Source organism: Streptomyces sp. NPDC037083 (assembly GCF_055606485.1).
The window spans coordinates 515,913-533,462 of record NZ_JBVJSQ010000004.1 but is presented as its reverse complement, the minus strand read 5'-3'; the positions used below and the strand labels follow the sequence as shown (position 1 = coordinate 533,462).

The following is a 17,550-nucleotide window of genomic DNA, read 5'->3' as shown; positions in this document are numbered from 1 at the left end:
TTTTCCTGTGGGACCCTTTCATTTCGCGTTAGTTACATTCCTGGCAAGGGGGGAAGAAGGGGCCCCACCACCCCCCCCAGATGGACCCCCCCCCCCCCTCCGCCGCGTGCGATGCCCGCCTCTTGCGCGTCCGGTGCGCGCGGCTCTTCGGCGTCCGACGGGCGCCGGCTCCTCCGTGTCCACTGCGCGCCGGAGCCTCAGCCGACGCCGGCCCCCGGACGCCCCCTGCGGATCCGGGCCTGCAGGCGTGTACGCCCGCGCGGTCGGCGGGGCACGCCGCCCCGGGCCCGCCGGGACCCGACCGGCCCGCACCATGCGGTCGTCACCGGGCAGGCGCCGCCGCGCCGGCCCCAGCGGGTCACTCCGTGACGATCGCCGGGTCGCTCACGCCGGGCCGTCCGTTCTCGACATGTCCGGCGAACCGCCTGAGGAACGCCCGGTCGGCGGTCGAGGTGACCGTGAGGTCGTACCAGCGCCGGCTCGCGCGCAGGTCCACGGTGCGCTTGAGCACGGCGCCGGGTCGCAGCCTGACGGTCGTGGTCCGGCCGCCGTAGCCGTCGGCCACCTTCAGCTCCACCGTGCCACGGCCCCGGTGAGTGAAGATCAGTTCGACGCTGTCGCCGACATGCCGTGCGACCACCTCGGGCCCGGCCGTGCTCCCCGCGCCCTTGAAGGCGCGCAGGAATCCGTTCGGCCCGTGGACGGTCAGGTCGTGCGAGCCGCCGGAGTACGCCGCGTTCCAGGTGTCGGAGACGGTCGCGCCCGCGCCGGTGGTGTAACTCCACGGCCCGTCGGCGCGGTTGCCGGAGGTCACCAGGAAGGCGGCGCCCGCCTTGGCCCCGGAGGCGAAGGTGAGGGTGAGGGTCCCGGCGGCCGGATCCGCCGAACCGTCCACCTGCGGGGCGTACTTGAGCGGACGGGTGGGGCGCGTGCCGCGCTCCTGCCGGGGCAGGGAGGGGTGCGCCGGCGGGGTGGGCACGTAGTCGGGGTGACGGTCGCGGTCCGGGGGCTCGTAGCCGTCGGTGTCCGGCAGCGAGACCGGCCGGGTGTCCGTGCGGGAGAAGTCGAACGCGGAGGTCAGGTCGCCGCAGACCGCGCGCCGCCAGGGCGAGATGTTCGGCTCGTGGACGCCGAAGCGGCGCTCCATGAACCGGATGACCGAGGTGTGGTCGAGCGTCTCGGAGGAGACGTAACCCCCCTTGCTCCAGGGGGAGATGACGAGCATCGGCACCCGCTGGCCGAGCCCGTAGGGGCCGGCGGCGTGGCCGCTGCCGCCGGTGAACACGTCCGGCCCGACGTCCACCGTCGACCGGCCCTGCGCGGCCGAGGCCGGCGGGAACGGCGGGATCAGGTGGTCGAAGAAGCCGTCGTTCTCGTCGTAGGTGACGAACAGGGCCGTCTTCGCCCACACCTCGGGGTCGGCGGTGAGCGCGTCCAGGACCTGGGAGACGTACCAGGCGCCGTAGTTGGCGGGCCAGTTGGGGTGCTCGGTGAAGGCCTCGGGCGCGACGATCCAGGAGATCTGCGGCAGCCTGCCGCCCTTGACGTCCGCCTTCAGCTGCTCGAAGTAGCCCTCGCCCCTGCGGGCGTCGGTGCCGGTGCGGGCCTTGTCGTAGAGCGGGTCGCCGGGCCCGGCGTTCTGGTACTGCTTGAAGTAGAGCAGCGAGTTGTCGCCGTAGTTGCCGCGGTAGGCGTCCTGGATCCAGCCCCAGCTGCCGTTCGCGTCCAGGCCGTCGCCGACGTCCTGGTAGATCTTCCAGGAGACCCCGGCCCGCTCCAGGCGTTCGGGGTACGTCGTCCAGCTGTAGCCGGCCTCGTCGTTGCCGAGGACCGGCCCGCCGCCCTGGCCGTCGTTGCCGGTGTAACCGGTCCACAGGTAGTAGCGGTTGGGGTCGGTGGAGCCGATGAAGGAGCAGTGGTAGGCGTCGCAGACGGTGAAGGCGTCGGCGAGGGCGTAGTGGAAGGGGATGTCCTCGCGGGTCAGGTACGCCATCGTCGTGGCGCCCTTGGCGGGCACCCACTTGTCGTACCTGCCGTCGCGGAAGGCGGCATGCCCGTCGTTCCAGCCGTGCGGCAGGTCCTGGATGAAGGCGAGCCCCAGGTCGTCGGCGTCGGGGTGGAAGGGCAGGACGTCCTTGCCGGCGCCGTCCGCCTGGTGCCAGACCGACTTGCCGTTCGCGAGGGTGACCGGGCGGGGGTCGCCGAAGCCCCTGACGCCCCGCAGTCTGCCGAAGTAGTGGTCGAAGGATCGGTTCTCCTGCATCAGGACGACGATGTGCTCGACGTCCTCGATCGACCCCGTGCGGTGGTTCGCGGGCAGCGCGGCAGCGCGTTCGATGCTGCTGGAGAGCGCCGTGAACGCCGTTCCGGCGCCCGCGAGTTGGAGGAAGCGTCGCCGGTTGACTTCGGACATGGGTGAGGCACCTCTCGTGCAGAAGGGTTCTGCCGGCCGGGTCGTGACGGATGCGCGCAAGGAGTTTCGCAAGGGCACCGAACGTCAGGGAAGGGCCGGGTGACGCCGGCGTGAAAGTCGACGGTACGAGGGGTGTGCAACAGGCCAAGAGGTCGCCAAGCGGCCCGGCGATCGGTGCCGAGGGCCGGGCACAAGCCCTGGCGACGGCCGCAGACGCGACCAGCCTCCTCGAGGCGCCGACGACCGATCGGGCGTACTCGCTTACGGCAGCGGGAGCTTGGAGTGTTCCTGCGGCCACTCCTTCAGGATGAGCGGTTCACGCCTCAGTGTGCGCTCGACGAAATCGTTGCGCGCCCGGACGACTTCGTTCGCAGGAGACTGTCCGTGAACGTGGCGCCGATGTCGAGGCAGGTCACCGGCAGCCCGCTCTCGTCCGAATCCGCTCTCGTCCGAATCCGCTCTCCCCCGGAATCCTCTTCGTGAGGCGCATGTCGGGCGGGGAGGCACAGCGGGCGCCGCCGTCCATGTCGTGCGCGTTCTCGGCCTGAGACTCCCTCAAGACCTCACCGGAGCGCGGAGACCGACTCGGGGACCCCGGCGTGTCCGGTCTCGCTCAGCTCTGCCCAGACCGTCTTGCCGTGCCGCGCATGGCGCGTCCCCCAATGCTCGGCCAGCTGGGCGACGAGGAGGAGACCGCGCCCGCCCTCGTCCAAGACGCGGGCCCGACGCAGGTGGGGGGTGGTGCTCGCGTCGTCGGACACCTCGCACAGGAGCGTGCGGTCGTGGATGAGGCGCAGCCGGATGGGAGGTCTGCCGTAGCGGATGGCGTTGGTGACCAGCTCGCTGACCACCAGTTCGGTGGTGAAGTCGAGGTCCTCCAGCCCCCACGCGGTCAGCTGCCGGGCCACGCTCGAACGGGCCCGGGCCACGGTCGCCGGGTCGTCGTCCAGGTCCCAGGCGGCGACCTGACCGTCCCCGAGGGTGCGGGTGCGAGCCAGCAGCAGGGCGACGTCGTCGTGGGGCCTGTCGGCGGGCAGCAGGGTTTGCAGCACGGTGTCGCAGGCGGCCTCCAGGGAGGCCGAGGGCCGGCTGAGCGCGTCGCGCAGGAGCGCGAGGCCCGTCTCGGCGTCGTGGTCACGGGCTTCGATCAGGCCGTCGGTGTACAGGGCGAGCATGCTGCCTTCGGGCAGGTCGACCTCCGCCGCCTCGAACGGCAGGCCGCCCAGGCCCAGCGGCGGGCCGGGCGGCAGATCGAGGAGGTCGACCGTGCCGTCCGGGGGCACCAGGGCGGGCAGCACGTGCCCCGCCCGGGCCAGCGAGCAGCGGCCGGCGACGGGGTCGTAGACGGCGTACAGGCACGTGGCGCCCATGTCCCCGGCCGCTTCCGAATCCGGATCGGCCGAGGCTTCGGCGGACAGACGGATGACGACGTCGTCCAGGTGTGTCAGCAGTTCGTCGGGCGGCAGGTCGATGTCGGCGAGGGTGCGGACCGCGGTCCGCAGACGCCCCATCGTGGCGGCGGCGTGGATGCCGTGGCCGACCACGTCGCCCACCACCAGGGCGACCCGCGCGCCGGACAGCGGGATGACGTCGTACCAGTCGCCGCCCACGCCGGTCTGGGCGCCGGCGGGCAGGTAGCGGGAGGCGACGTCGACGGCGCACTGCTCCGCCGCGCCCCGAGGGAGCAGACTGCGTTGCAGGGCGACGGCCGTGTTGTGGGCGTGCGTGTAGCGGCGGGCGTTGTCGACGGCCACCGCTGCCCGGGCCGCGATCTCCTGGGCGAGGAACAGATCCTCGTCCTCGAAGAGGTCGGGGTTGCGGTGACGAGAAAGCTGCGCGACGCCGAGGGTCGTGCCGCGGGCGCTCAGGGGCACCACCAGTGTGGAGTGAGCGCGACGGGTTCCGGCGGCGTCGGCCGAGTCCGTCGGCGCCGCCGAGTGCCGGGAGGGCTGCCCGCTGGTCAGAGCACGAGCCGATGGCGATCCGTCCGGGCAGGTGTGGAGCTCCTGCAACTGGATCGTCGGCTTCGGCCCGTCTTCCGCCGCCGACGCCTGGGCGATCCTGCGCAGTACGAGCGGGCTCGCCCCCGGAGCGTCGTGTCCGTGGACCACGGAGTCGATCAGGTCGACGGTGACCACGTCGGCGAAGTGGTCTGCGGCCAGGTCCGCGAGTTCCTGGGCGGTGCGAGCGATGTCCAGGGTGGTCCCGATGCGCACGCCGGCCTCGTTCACCATGGCCAGCCGCCACTGCAGGCGACGCTCCCTTTCTCTCTGGTAGTCGAGGACGCCCTGCTCGGCTGCACGGTCGACGTAGCCGGTGGCGATCGCGAGCAGCCGGCGCGACGTCGCGCTGATCATGTCGGGGTCGGTGGTCAGCCGGGGCAGCTCCGCGAGAAGGCTGTCGAGGATGACGTCCTCCCCCAGCCGCTGCGCCCGCAGCATCGCGGTGACGGGCGCGCCGTGCCGGACCAGCCGACGAGCGGGGTCCTCGTCGGCCGGGGGCGGTTCGATCCCGCCCGGCGCGACACCGAGCTCCAGGGCGGCCAGCACGCCGACGATATGTTCGGCGATCCTCTCGGAGGTCATGCGGGCGAGGTCAGGAGCGCTCCACAGCTCGGGAACGTCACTTCGCAGGCGCCGCGTCACCTCCGCGATCAGCTCGTCCGCTCTCGGGGCCACCGCACGCGCGACACGGGACATCAGGTCCTCGGCCGTGACTTCCACATTTCGACCTTACGCCGAGCGGGAGACCTGCGAGCCCCAGGCGGTCCCGCCTTGCGGGGGGGGACCGTGGCACGTCCCGGCAACGGCCACCGCCGCCGGGGCCGGGGCCGGGGCCGGGGCCGGGGCCGGGAAGGCGACCGGCAGGGCCCGCGCGGGGCGGCTCACCGTGATGCAGGTGAACCACTGCGGCCGCCCGTCAGCAGCGCCGGCCCCGACCGTGTTGTCCCGGGGTCGTGGACGCCGGCGCTGCCCAGCCGTACGCGTTCCGGTTGAGCGCACTGCCAGAGCGACCGTGGACGGGTCAGCGAGCCGTGCCCGCTGACCGTGATCCAGCGGCCGTCCTGCGGACAGCAGCAGATATGTCAGCCGCTGATCGGGAGGCGGCTCCGCCTGGGCGCGGCAGGGAGGCCACTTGCCGTGTCATCACTGCCGACGGGCGCCTCACGCGCCTCGGCGTGCCGCCCCGCCATCGTCCGGGGCGAGATCGCGAGAGCCCCGGTCCTTCGCTGCCACGGGCCGGCCGTCCAGATCGGCACCCTCGTCTTCGCCCTCATGGGCTCCATCTACGGCAGCCACTACCGCTCCGACCTGCCGGACTCCCTCGACCGGCTCCCCGCCGAAGCCGCCGAAGCCGCGCGCGACTCCGCCGCGGCGGGCCTCCATGTCGCCGATCGGCTCGGCGCCCGAGGCGCGACCCTGACGGACGGCGTCAAGTCCGCCTTCATGGACGGCCTGTCCGCCTCGCTGATCGCGGTCGGCATCATCGTCCTGGCCGCCGCGGTCGGCTGCCCGTTCCGCGCGCCGCGGGCGCCGCCGACGCCCGCCGGCGACGGGCGAGACGGATGACACGGACCCGGCCGGCCCTTTCGTAGAGACGCTTCCGTCTGGCAGAAGCCGCCTTGCGCGGCGACCACGGCCGTCACGAACCTGAGTCCAACCACGGCACGCGGGGCGAGGGAGCCCCGCTCTCAGGGACGGGAACGCCATGCCTCACACCACCGCCTTCGCCAGGAACCAGTGGTACGTCGCCGCCTACAGCCACGAGGTCGGGCGCGAGGAGCTGCTCGGCCGGACGATCCTCGGTGAGCCGCTCGTCTTCTACCGCACCGAGGAGGACGGCACGCCCGTCGCGCTGCACGACCGCTGCGTGCACCGCCGCTTCCCGCTCTCGGAGAGCCGGCTGGACGGCGACCGCATCGTGTGCGGCTACCACGGCTTCACGTACGACACGACCGGCGCGTGTGTGTACGTCCCCGGCCAGAAGCGCATCCCGCGCACCGCCCGGGTCGCCGCCTACCCGGTCGTCGAGCAGGACTCCCTGGTGTGGGTGTGGATCGGCGACCCGGCCCTCGCCGACCCGCTGACCATCCCGCGCGCCCGTCACCTCGACGCCCCCGGCTGGACCACCGTGCGTGGCATGGAGCCCATCGACGCCGACTACGGGCTCCTCGTCGACAACCTGCTCGACCTCTCCCACGAGACGTATCTGCACGGCGGCTACATCGGCACCCCCGAGGTCGCCGAGACGCCCATCACCACGGAGGTCGACGAGGGCGCGGGGATCGTGCGGGTCAGCCGGCACATGGACGACGCCGAGTGCCCGCCGTTCTACGCCCGCTCCACCGGCATCGAGGGGCGGATCACCCGCTGGCAGGACATCGAGTACCACGCCCCCTGCCTGTACCTGCTGCACAGCCGCATCGCACCGGTGGGCGTCCTGCCCGAGGCGGACGGCAGCGACCCGAACGGCTTCCACACCGAGATCACCTACGCCATCACGCCGTCCGCCGACGGCAAGGTGTACGACTTCTGGATGGTCTCGCGGGACTGGGCGACGGACGACGACGAGGTCACCGAGTTCCTGCGGGGCAACAACCACACCGTCGTCATGCAGGACGTCGACGCGCTCAACCTCCTGCAGCGGACGCTCGGTTCGGAGCGTTCCGGATACCAGGAGCTGAGCATCAACATCGACACCGGCGGCCTGGCCGCCCGCCGCATCCTCGCCCGGCTGGTGGAGGAGGGCGACAAGCCGGTGGAGAGGGCGCTGTGAGCACGGGAGCCACCGGCGAGATCTACCGCATCGACTGGCTGCCGGGCACCGACGTCCTGCACGGCACCTGTCACTGCGGCGCGGAACACACCTCGCAGGACCCGATCGAGATGTGGGAGTGGATGCTCGCCCACCCCGAAGGACACGCACCGCAGGGAAGCACCTCATGAGCGACCTGTACGAGACCGAACTCGTCGTCGAATCCAAGGAGTCGGTGGCCGAGGGGGTGATCGCCCTCACCCTGCGCCATCCGCTGGACGAGCCGCTGCCGGCCTGGGAGCCCGGCGCCCACGTCGACGTCGCCCTCGGACCGGGCCTCGAGCGGCAGTACTCGCTGTGCGGCGACCCCGCCGACCGCACCGCCTGGCGGATCGCGGTGCTGCGCGAACCGGACGGGCGGGGCGGATCCGCCCATGTGCACGAGCAGTTGGGGCGGGGCGACAAGGTCCGGGTACGCGGCCCACGCAACCACTTCGCGCTGCGCCCGGCGCCCCGCTACCGGTTCATCGCGGGCGGCATCGGGATCACCCCCGTCCTGCCGATGCTGGCGGCGGCCGAGGCGGCCGGCGCCGACTGGAGCCTCCTGTACGGCGGCCGCACCCGCGCCTCCATGGCGTTCACCGAGGAGCTGGCGGGTTACGGCGACCGGGTCACCGTGGCCCCGCAGGACGAGACCGGACTGCTCGACCTCGGTTCGGTGCTCGACGCGCTGCCCGCGGACGCCCTCGTCTACTGCTGCGGACCGGGCCCGCTGCTGGACGCGGTGGAGGAGCGCTGCCCGGCCGGGGCTCTGCACGTCGAGCGCTTCCAGGCGAAGGATCAACCGGCGGGCGAGGAGCACGCGTTCGAGGTCGAACTCGCGCGGAGCGGCCGTACGCTCACCGTCGCGCCGGGCGTGTCGGTGCTGGACGCCGTGCGCGCGGAGGGCGTCGAGGTGCTCTACTCCTGCACGGAGGGCACCTGCGGCACCTGCGAGACCGACGTGCTGGAGGGCACGCCGGAGCACCGGGACTCCGTGCTCGGCGCCGAGGAGCGGGAGGCCGGGGAGACGATGATGATCTGCGTGTCCCGGTGTCGGGGGAGGAAGCTCGTGCTGGACCTGTGATCCGGGGCGCGAACGCGGCCGGCGTGCACGAGTGCGCACGCCGGCCGGACGGAGTCGGGTGCGCCTCCGGCCTCGTGAAAGCGACGCTCTCGCGCAGCTGCCCGCGACGCGGCCCGCGCCGGCGAGGCGCGTGGGCGGGCGGCCTGGGCGCCGTCGGCGACCTGAACGCCGGCGGCGCCCGTCCAGGTCCCGGGCGACGGACCTCCGCAGGGGCGGACGGACCGCTGCGGCCGCGGTCAGGCCTCGGGAGTGGGCGCCGGGACCACGCTGAGGTGACTCGCGGTGCGGCGTGCGGCGCGCGCCCTGCGCGGCGCGGTGGCCGCGGGGGCCTCGCGCAGCACCATGGTCAGCCGCGTGTACCCCATGTCCTGCAGGGTCCTGGGGGTGTCGCCGACGATGCGGCACTCCGTGGCGCCCCGGCGCGGGTCGGGATGCAGCAGACGGCGGACCGCGCCGTCGTGCTCGACGGCGTCCTCGCCGACCGCACGGATCCAGTGCGGCAGCCCGTACCGGTAGGCGGCCTCCATGATGGGATCCTGCGCGATGTCGCGGCGGATCGCCTGCAGCACGGGATCATGACCGTGCCGCTCCACGGCCGCGGCGAACCGGGCGAGCATCGGCAGGCACCAGCCGGCCTCGTGATCGCCGAGGACCGAGGACGCGTCGGGATGGAACAGAATGAACCGCAGGAAGTTGTCGCTCGGCAGAGCCGTCGGATGGGGGCTCACCTCGCGGAAAAGTGACGCGAAAGCGGCGTTGGACAGCACCACGTCCCAGCGGTGGTCGAGAACGACGGACGGGAAGGGGACGGCCTCCAGGTAAGCGGCGTAGTCCTGCAGGTACGCCTGGGCCTCGGGACTCTCGGGGACGGGCCGCGGTACGGACCGCTGCCCTCCTGCCTGATACGCCATCGGGAGGTCACCCCTCTTGCCTCTGCGGCCTTCACGCGGCGTCCCGATCCTGCTGCCCGGACGCGAGGCATGTCAACTATCGTGGCATTCCATGGTCGTTGACGGCTGAAATTGGCCACAGTTGTGGCGAGACCTGGATGTGAGTTCGAAAGACGGGCTACTCTCCACGCAGTTCACGGCGACCGTCTGTGCCGGTGATCGTGTGCCTGTGAGAGGGACGTGAGAGACCTAGGAGACCTGTCGGTGTCGGAGGATGGCTTCGAGGTTCCGGGCGCCGCGGCGACGGTGCTGCTGTCGGCCGTCGTCGCCCGTGTCGCCGCGCTCGCCGACCGGCTCGGCGTACCGCACGCGGAGGTCTTCGGCACGGGGCGGCTGTCCGTCGCCTCCGGTGTCCCGGAGTCAGTGGTCAAGGCCCTGCTGAGCGGCCGGCCCGCCGGGGAGCCCGACGTCCAGGCCCGTTTCCTGCAGCGCCTGGATCTGCTGCGCCGCACGCGCCTCAAGCCCAACGGCCGCAGGTACACCCAGCAGGAGATCGCCGACGGCGCGGGCATGTCGCGCCAGCAGGCGGGCGCCCTCATCAACGGCGACCGGCGCCCCACGATGGAGCACTGCGACGCGCTCCAGCGGTTCTTCCGTGTGCACGCCGGGTTCCTCACGGCCGAGGACCCCGAGGCGCTCGCGGGAGCACTCCAGCACACCGAGCAGGAGCTGCTGCAGAAGCTGGCCGCGCGCGAGGCGGCCGCGGCCGCCGAGGACCCGCTGGAGCGGCTGCTGCAGGACCACGGCGTGCGCGGGATCGCGTGGCGGGCGGCCCAACTGCCCACCGACCAGCACCGCGACAAGGTCGCCGAGTGGCTGGACATGCTCCTGGAGAGCGTGAAGCGGCCCGAGTCGTGATCCGGGGGAGAAGCGTGAGCATCGCCAAGGAAATGCGCCGCCTCAGCGGTGAGCTGGTCGCGGAGCTGACCCTCCCGGCCCCTTCCGCGCCGGCCGACCTGTACACCGCGCTGTGCGACGGGATGAGCAGACGGCGCGGCCGTCCCGTCCACTTCCGCATGGCGCCGTTCCCGGCCGACACGGCGAGCGGGCTGTGGCTCGACATGTCCGACCAGGATCTGGTCGTCATCGAGGAACGGACCGCGCCCGACCACCAGTTGGTGATCCTGGGGCACGAGCTGTGGCACATGAAGGCGGGCCACTGCAGCCACCACGTCGAGGGCGCCGCCGTCGCGGCCCGCTTACTCAGCGACGGGGCGGACCTCCAGGCGACCGTCCGCAGCGTCGCCGCACGCACCCGTTTCGACCTGGCCGATGAGCGGCAGGCCGAGACCTTCGGCCTGTTGCTGGCCAGCAAGTGCCGTGCCTGGCTGCCCGGTTCGGCGCCGCGCGGACGCGGCCAGCGAGACCACCTGGCGGGCCGGATCGAGGCGTCGCTGGGATATCTGGGACCACAGAGCTGACCCACGGCTCCGCGCCCGTCGGGGCCGACGGCACGTTCGGACGCGCCCACGCGACCACGCCCTGGGCAGGCCGGCCCCCTGCGCCGTCCGACCACGCCGTCCGAAACACCTGCCCGACGGCCCCGTCCGACGCGCGCGCGACCGCGCCGTTCTGACCCGCGCGCCCGCCCCAACGGCCCCGTCCGGCAAACGCCCGCGCGACAGCACCTCTCGCCCCCCTACGCACCTCACCGCCTCCTGGGGCGCGCCGTCCGTGCGGCGGTCAGGTCCCGCTGCGCTCGCTCGCCTCGCGCAGGTCCTGAGCCGTGCCGTCCGGCAGGCCCGTCGTGCCGGTCCGCGGGCGGCCCGCGCGCAGGAGTGCGCGCCAGTGGTCACGGCTCCAGTCCGCGGGGGCCGTGGTCCGGGTGAACTCCTCGACGAGGGCGCCGAATCGTGCGGGGTCGCTGTGGAACGGGAAGTGACCGGCGCCCTCGAAGATCTCCAGCCGGCTGCCCGGCATCGCCCGGTGGGCGCCGTACGCGTGCCGGACGGGCACGACGCTGTCCCGGTCGCCCCACAACAGCATCGTCGGCATCCCGGCCGTCAGGTAGCAGCGGTCGAGCATGGTCACGACCTGCCCGCGCCAGTCGACGACCGCGCGCAGGGTGCGGATGAAGGCGTTGCGCGACGTCGCGTCCGGCAGGGCGTCCACGAGCTGGAGCAGTTCGGGGGCGTCCTGGCCGAGATCGGTGTCCAGCAGCTCCATCAGGCGTACGGCCAGGCCGACCTGGAGGCGGGCGCCGGGCAACCGGAGGGCCGCCAGGGCCAGATGGGCGCCCGGCAGCGACACCAGCCGCAAGGCGGGGTTGACCTCGCGGCCGACTCCGCCCGCGCTGACGAGAATCAGCCGTTCGGTGCGTTCGGGGAACTGGTAGGCGAACTGCATCGCCACTCCCCCGCCGAGCGAGTGCCCGACCAGGGTCGCCGACTCGACGCCGAGGGTGCTGAGCAGATCGCGCAGCCCGTTGGCGTACGCGGCCACCGAGTAGTCGGCGCGGGGCTTGTCGGAGGCGCCGTGGCCGAGCAGGTCGGGGGCGATGACGGTGTGGGTGCGGGCGAGGACGGGGATCAGCTCGGCCCAGGTCGCCGAGGAGTCGCCGATGCCGTGGACGAGGACCAGGGCCGGCCCCTCGCCGGCCATACGGAAGGCACGCCGGTGACCGTGCACGACCCGGTGGCGCAACTCCGGTTCCGTGTCGCTCACCGGGCGCAGTCGTGCGCCGCGCGCCGGATGCCGCTGGGGGACGTCCACCACCCGCTCGCCTCCTGTTCCGGCCGGCCGCCGGCGCTCCGCCGAAAGCCCTTCACACAAGCGTAGGACCCGTTTCCCGCAGGGGATTTCAAGGAGGTTTCACCTCCGCTAAGCGGGCGAACCGTCGTGGAGGTCGGCCGGATTGTCAGTGGTGGGCGGCAAGCTGGGGAGTGCGCCGCCGTACGGGGGCGTACGCGCCGTCGGGGCGCGTGGGAGACGACGCCGACACGGGGAGAGCCGACCGATGCCCACAGCCGTACTGACCGACCGCGAGCGCACCGCCGTGCAGGCCTACCTGAGGCTGCTGCACACGGTCCGGGCCGCCTTCGGCGACGAGGGAGGCGGCGGGAGAGGCGGCGAGGGCGCCGCCGCCTTCGGCCCACCGCACGACCGGCTGCCTCCCGTGGTCCCGCCCGCCGTGCTGGCCGAGGCGGAGCAGGCGTTGGCCGACGCGGGGCTGACGGGCAACGAGGAGGAGTTCTTCCGGCTGCTGCACAGCTGGTGCCCCGCCCCCTGACCGCCCGGGGCCGGCGGCCTCAGCCGTGCTGGACCGTGACGGCCGTGACCACCAGTCCGCGTCGGACGGTCCAGCGGCCGTCGAAGTGTTCGAGGCGACGGCCGCCGACCACCGGGCCGGGCACGAGCAGCCGGGCGCGGAAGGCGCCCTGCGGGTCCGTGCCGGGGCCGGTGGGCACGGCGGTGAGGTCGATGTCGGCCTCGCTGAAGTCCAGCCACTTTCGGGTGAGGGGGAACCACGCCTTGTAGACGGATTCCTTGGCGCTGAAGAGCAGCCGGTCCCAGTGCACCTCGGGCTGTTCCGCGGCCAGCCGGCCGTGCCGCTCCGCCTCGGCGGGCAGGGCGACGGCGCCCAGGACGCCCTCGGGCAGGGGGCCGTGGGGCTCGGCGTCGATGCCCACGGAGGCCAGGTCGTCGGCCCGGACCAGCGCGGCGGCGCAGTAGTCCTCGCAGTGGGTCATGCTGCCCGCCAGGCCGTCGGGCCACTGCGGCGCGCCGCGCTCGCCGGGCAGCACGGGCTGCGGGTCCACGCCGAGCTTTTCCATCGCGCGCCGGGCGCAGGCGCGCACGACGGTGAACTCGCGACGGCGCTTGTCGACCGCCCGCGTCAGCAGCGCCTCCTCCTGCGGGTACAGGGGGGCGTCCCCGAACTCGCGCACGCCCTCCTCGCCGAAGGCCTCCACCGCCACCACCGACTCGGGCAACAGGACCTCGATCACCGGTTCTCCGTCCCCTCGGACTCCTGGCGCTCCCCGGGCTCTGCGGGCTCTGCGGGCTCTGCGGGCTCTGCGGGCTCTGCGGGCTCTGCGGGCAGGATGCGTCGGAGGCGGCCCGGCGGCTGCGGACGTTTGCGCCATTCGCGCGGGTAGCCCACCGACACCTCCTCGAAGCGGACGCCCTCGTGCCAGGTGGTCCGCGGAATGTGGAGGTGGCCGTAGACCATGGCCGCGACGCGGAACCGGCGGTGCCAGTCGGCGGTGAGCGCAGTGCCGCACCACATGGCGAACTCCGGGTGCCACAGCACGTCCATGGGGTGCCGGTGCAGCGGATAGTGGTTGACGGGGACGACGGGCAGGTCGTCGGGGATCTCGGCGAGCCGGCGCTCGGTCTCGGCCACCCGGGCCCGGCACCAGGCCTCGCGGGTCGGATAGGGGTCGGGGTGCAGCAGGTACTCGTCGTTGCAGACGATGCCGGTGCCCTCGGCGTAGGCCAGCCCCTCCTCCTTGGTCGTGCAGCCGGCCGGGAGGAACGAGTAGTCGTACAACAGGAACAGCGGCGCGACGACCACCGGGCCGCCGGGGCCCTCCCACACCGGGTAGGGGTCCTCGGGCGTGGTCACGCCCAGGTCGCGGCAGACGTCGACGAGGTGCTCGTAGCGGGCGACCCCGCGCAGGGAGACCGGGTCGCTGGGGTGGGACCACAGCTCGTGGTTGCCGGGAGCCCAGACGACCTTGGCGAAGCGGCCGGCGAGGGTCTTCAGGGCCCAGCGGATGTCCGCCACGTTCTCCGAGACGTCGCCGGCGACCAGCAGCCAGTCCTCGTCCGAATCCGGAGCCATGGCCTCGACCAGGGCGCGGTTCTCGGGATGACCGATGTGCAGATCGCTGATGGCCAGCAGTTGTCCGGTGCCACCGGCCGTCGTCGTCACCCTGAGCCCCCGCTCACTCGCCCACGCTTCGCATTCCCACGAACACACCAGTGCCCCCACGAGAACACATTCGCGCCTGCGGTTCAAGGTCGGAACGGGCCGTGTTCAGCACCGGGACACGCCCCCACCTGCGCCGCAGCACGCCACTACCCGAACATGCGCCGCTCGGGAACAAGATCGGAAAATCCGTAACACGCGCGTTGCACGCGGCACCCCCGAGAACCCGTATGATCGCCCCAACACCACCGCCATGGACGTCCCTTCACGCAGGGCGGTTTGGTGACCCACCATTCCCCCTGCCCGGGCCGGGCTTGCTTCGCCCTGCCCGCGAACCGTGAAAGGCGGCCTCGCATGGTCTCTCGCGTACGCGTCTGGCTCAACCGCACGTACGCGGAGAACGTGTTCTTCACGGATCAGCTGCGACGAAATCCCAGCGATCGCGCCGTCGAGATCCACGCCACGCACGGTGACGCCGACTCCCCCGTGCTGGCCGCCGCCGACACCGCCGAGCTGGAGCCGGAGGGACTCTCCCCGGCCGCGTACGTCGAGTACGCGCTCGCCCAGTGCAGGCGCCGCGGCATCGACGTGTTCGTCCCCCGGCTGCACCAGTCGGCCATCGTGGCGCACCGGGCCGACTTCGAGGCGATCGGCACGGCGCTGCTGGCGCCGCCGCCGGAGGCGGTCGCCGTCTTCCACGACAAGGTGATCGCGTATGAGGCCGTCCAGGCGATCGGCGTGCCCGTGCCGCCGTGGTACCGGGTCCGGTCCGCGGACGAACTCGTCGCCGCTGTCGAGGAGTTGGAGGAGGCGGGACACAAGGCCTGCTTCAAGCCCGCTTCCGGCGCGGGCGGGGTGGGCTTCCGGGTGATCACGCGCGCCCCCTTCTCGCTCGTGCACCTCACCGGCTTCCCCACGCCGTACGTCCAGCTGGACATGGTGGTCGAGGCGCTGCGGCAGGCCGACGAGCAGGTCGACTGGCTGGTCATGCCGCGTCTGGAGCAGCCGGAGGTGTCCGTGGACTGCCTCACCGGGCCCGACAACGTCCTGCGGATGGCCATCGGCCGGACCAAGAACGGGCGGCGCCGGGGCTTCACGCTGCACGAGCAGTGGCTCGAGCCCGCGCGCCTGATCGCCGAGGGATTCGGACTGCACTACCTGTCCAACATCCAGTTCCGGATGTTCGGCGACCGCCCCGTCCTGATGGACGTCAACACGCGCCCGGCCGGCGGACTGCACCAGCTGTCGCTGTGCGGCGTCAACGCGCCCTGGGCCGCGGTGCAGCTGGCGCTCGGCGAGGACCCGGGCGAGATCGTGCCGCCGTTCCTGGGCCAGGACTACACGGTCGTCTCGGGCCCGCGGCCGCTGCGCGCGGTGGCGCTGCCGCACCAGCGGCTGGAGGAGAGCGCCGAGGCGTTGCTGCCGGCCGTCCCCGCGCCCGCCGAGTCCGCCGAGTCGGTCTCGCCCGTCGAGTCGGCCCCGTCCGTCGAGGTGGCGTCCGCCGGCGCGGCCGAGGCGCTGCCGCTGTAGGCAGGACGCCGGCCGCGGGCCGGCGAACCGAACAGCTCACCGGTATGGACCAATTCCGTCTCTCACCTTGACAGGCGGATTGGTCCATACCAACTTTGTTGCGCACCCCTGCACACCTCTGCACTCCCCTGCACTCCCGAACACCCCCATTCCTTCAGGGAGATCGCGTGCGCACCACACCCCTCGGACGCCCATGGCGTCGCTTCCTCGCCCTGCTCGGCACCGCCGGGCTCGCGCTCGCCGGAGCCGTGGCCCTGCCGGGCACCGCTCAGGCGGCCAACCTCCTCACCAACCCCGGCTTCGAGTCGGGCGCCGTCTCGCCCTGGTCCTGTTCCGGCAACCTGGGCTCGATCGTCTCCTCGCCCGTGCACGGCGGCTCCAAGGCCCTGTCGGGGGCGGTGAGTTCGAGCGACATCGCCAAGTGCAGCCAGACCGTCTCCGTGCAGCCGAACACCACGTACGCGCTGACCGGCTGGGTGCGCGGCTCCTACGTCTACCTCGGCGTCGACGGCGGCGCCTCCACCTGGACGTCGTCGCCGACGGCGTACAGCCGGCTGTCCGTGGCCCTCACCACCGGCGCCTCGCAGACCAGCGCGACCATCTATGTGCACGGCTGGTACGCGCAGGGCGCCTACCAGGCCGACGACATCGGCCTCGACGGTCCCGGCGGGGGCGGCGGCTCCGACACCCGGGCGCCGAGCGCGCCCGGCGGGCTGACCTCGACCGGCAAGACGTCCTCCAGCGTGTCGCTGTCCTGGAACGCCTCGACCGACGACGTCGGCGTCACGGCCTACGACGTCTACAGCGGATCCGCCCGGGTGCTCACCGTCTCCGGGACGTCCGCCACCGTCAGCGGCCTGTCCGCGAGCACGGCGTACACCTTCACCGTGCGGGCGCGCGACGCCGCCGGGAACACCTCCGCGGCCTCCAACGCCGTGAGCGTCACGACGAACGCGGGCAGCGGGGGCGGCACCGGGTTCAAGCAGGCCGCGCCGTATCTGTTCGAAGGCTGGGGCGACCCGCCGAACGTGACGACGGTGATGAACGCGACCGGCGTCAAGTGGTTCACCATGGCGTTCGTGCTGGACGGCGGCGGCTGCAACCCGATGTGGGACAGCACGCGGCCGCTGACCGGCGGGGTCGACCAGAGCGTCGTCAACCAGATCCGTTCGGCGGGCGGGGACATCGTGCCCTCGTTCGGCGGCTGGCAGGGCAGCAAGCTCGGCGCCAACTGCTCCTCGGCGAGCGCGCTCGCGGCCGCCCTGCAGAAGGTGATCGACGCCTACTCCCTCAAGGCCGTCGACATGGACATCGAGAACACGGACGAGTTCGAGAACGAGGCCGTGCAGGCGAGGATCCTCACCGCGCTGAAGACGGTCAAGGCCAACAACCCCGGCCTGAAGACCATCGTCACCTTCGGGACGTCCACGACCGGGCCGACGTACTACGGCAACCGTCTCATCGAGCAGGCCAAGTCGCTCGGCGCCGACATCGACGTCTTCACCATCATGCCGTTCGACTTCGGCGGCGGAGCGGACATGTACGGCAACACCGTCAACGCGTCGGAGGGGCTGAAGAACAAGCTGAAGTCGACCTTCGGCTGGGACGACGCGACCGCCTACGCCCACATGGGGATCTCCGGCATGAACGGCCTGTCCGACCAGCAGGAGAACACCACCCCGGCGATCTGGACCCAGATCCGCGACTGGGCCAACTCCCACCACCTCGCACGGCTCGCCTACTGGGCCGTCAACCGCGACCGGCCCTGCCCTGGCGGGGGCGTGGTGAGCAACTGCTCCGGCATCAGCCAGAGCACCTGGCAGTTCACCTCCATCACCGCGGGCTTCACCGGCTGAGCACCCGGAACACGGCGAAGGTCCCCCGGACTGCGGTCCGGGGGACT

15 protein-coding genes are annotated in these 17,550 nt (G+C 72.5%); 9 read left to right on the top strand and 6 right to left on the bottom strand.

Features of this window, described 5'->3' with window-relative positions; all coding sequences use genetic code 11:
• Positions 1-358: 358 nt before the first annotated feature.
• Positions 359-2,413, bottom strand: coding sequence for a phosphocholine-specific phospholipase C (locus tag ACZ7DE_RS14435; RefSeq protein WP_470760923.1), 2,055 nt, complete (start codon positions 2,411-2,413; stop codon positions 359-361).
• 563 nt (positions 2,414-2,976) lie between these two features.
• Positions 2,977-5,112 carry an ATP-binding SpoIIE family protein phosphatase gene (locus ACZ7DE_RS14430; protein WP_470761108.1) on the bottom strand — a complete coding sequence of 712 codons (2,136 nt, stop codon included), beginning with the start codon at positions 5,110-5,112 and terminating at the stop codon, positions 2,977-2,979.
• Between the two features lie 441 nt (positions 5,113-5,553).
• Here ACZ7DE_RS14430 and ACZ7DE_RS14425 point away from each other — a divergent pair, with 441 nt between their 5' ends.
• From ACZ7DE_RS14425 to ACZ7DE_RS14410, 4 genes are all read left to right on the top strand, one after another.
• Positions 5,554-5,982, top strand: coding sequence for a hypothetical protein (locus tag ACZ7DE_RS14425; RefSeq protein WP_470760922.1), 429 nt, complete (start codon positions 5,554-5,556; stop codon positions 5,980-5,982).
• 139 nt (positions 5,983-6,121) lie between these two features.
• On the top strand, positions 6,122-7,189 hold the full coding sequence (locus ACZ7DE_RS14420) for an aromatic ring-hydroxylating dioxygenase subunit alpha (protein ID WP_470760920.1): 1,068 nt from the start codon (positions 6,122-6,124) through the stop codon (positions 7,187-7,189).
• The gene (locus ACZ7DE_RS14415; protein WP_470760918.1) at positions 7,186-7,359 is read left to right on the top strand and encodes a hypothetical protein; all 174 of its coding nucleotides are present in this window, start codon (positions 7,186-7,188) and stop codon (positions 7,357-7,359) included. The genes ACZ7DE_RS14420 and ACZ7DE_RS14415 overlap by 4 nt, the downstream gene beginning before the upstream one ends.
• Complete coding sequence (locus ACZ7DE_RS14410) at positions 7,356-8,294, top strand: PDR/VanB family oxidoreductase (protein WP_470760917.1); 939 nt, start codon at positions 7,356-7,358, stop codon at positions 8,292-8,294. The genes ACZ7DE_RS14415 and ACZ7DE_RS14410 overlap by 4 nt, the downstream gene beginning before the upstream one ends.
• Before the next feature lie 236 nt (positions 8,295-8,530).
• Here ACZ7DE_RS14410 and ACZ7DE_RS14405 read toward each other — a convergent pair whose 3' ends face one another.
• Positions 8,531-9,205 (bottom strand): MmyB family transcriptional regulator, encoded by a 675-nt coding sequence (locus ACZ7DE_RS14405; protein WP_470760915.1) that lies wholly within the window; start codon positions 9,203-9,205, stop codon positions 8,531-8,533.
• Between the two features lie 243 nt (positions 9,206-9,448).
• On the opposite strand from ACZ7DE_RS14405, the gene ACZ7DE_RS14400 reads away from it, so the two are divergent.
• Entirely contained in the window at positions 9,449-10,102 is a 654-nt protein-coding gene (locus tag ACZ7DE_RS14400; RefSeq protein ID WP_470760913.1) for a helix-turn-helix domain-containing protein, read from the top strand.
• A 32-nt stretch (positions 10,103-10,134) separates the two neighbouring features.
• Positions 10,135-10,665, top strand: coding sequence for a toxin-antitoxin system, toxin component (locus ACZ7DE_RS14395; RefSeq protein WP_470761106.1), 531 nt, complete (start codon positions 10,135-10,137; stop codon positions 10,663-10,665).
• A 262-nt stretch (positions 10,666-10,927) separates the two neighbouring features.
• Here ACZ7DE_RS14395 and ACZ7DE_RS14390 read toward each other — a convergent pair whose 3' ends face one another.
• Entirely contained in the window at positions 10,928-11,959 is a 1,032-nt protein-coding gene (locus ACZ7DE_RS14390) for an alpha/beta fold hydrolase (RefSeq protein WP_470760911.1), read from the bottom strand.
• A gap of 241 nt (positions 11,960-12,200) precedes the next feature.
• On the opposite strand from ACZ7DE_RS14390, the gene ACZ7DE_RS14385 reads away from it, so the two are divergent.
• On the top strand, positions 12,201-12,473 hold the full coding sequence (locus ACZ7DE_RS14385; RefSeq protein ID WP_470760910.1) for a hypothetical protein: 273 nt from the start codon (positions 12,201-12,203) through the stop codon (positions 12,471-12,473).
• A 19-nt stretch (positions 12,474-12,492) separates the two neighbouring features.
• Here ACZ7DE_RS14385 and ACZ7DE_RS14380 read toward each other — a convergent pair whose 3' ends face one another.
• Positions 12,493-13,191, bottom strand: coding sequence for a 4'-phosphopantetheinyl transferase family protein (locus ACZ7DE_RS14380; RefSeq protein ID WP_470760908.1), 699 nt, complete (start codon positions 13,189-13,191; stop codon positions 12,493-12,495).
• Positions 13,188-14,120 (bottom strand): metallophosphoesterase family protein, encoded by a 933-nt coding sequence (locus ACZ7DE_RS14375; RefSeq protein WP_470760906.1) that lies wholly within the window; start codon positions 14,118-14,120, stop codon positions 13,188-13,190. The genes ACZ7DE_RS14380 and ACZ7DE_RS14375 overlap by 4 nt, the downstream gene beginning before the upstream one ends.
• Before the next feature lie 351 nt (positions 14,121-14,471).
• Here ACZ7DE_RS14375 and ACZ7DE_RS14370 point away from each other — a divergent pair, with 351 nt between their 5' ends.
• Together ACZ7DE_RS14370 and ACZ7DE_RS14365 are read left to right on the top strand one after the other, a co-directional pair.
• A complete protein-coding gene (locus tag ACZ7DE_RS14370; RefSeq protein WP_470760904.1) occupies positions 14,472-15,647 on the top strand; it encodes an ATP-grasp domain-containing protein in 1,176 nt (391 codons plus the stop codon).
• Between the two features lie 167 nt (positions 15,648-15,814).
• Positions 15,815-17,503 (top strand): carbohydrate binding domain-containing protein, encoded by a 1,689-nt coding sequence (locus tag ACZ7DE_RS14365; protein WP_470760902.1) that lies wholly within the window; start codon positions 15,815-15,817, stop codon positions 17,501-17,503.
• Positions 17,504-17,550: the final 47 nt, after the last annotated feature.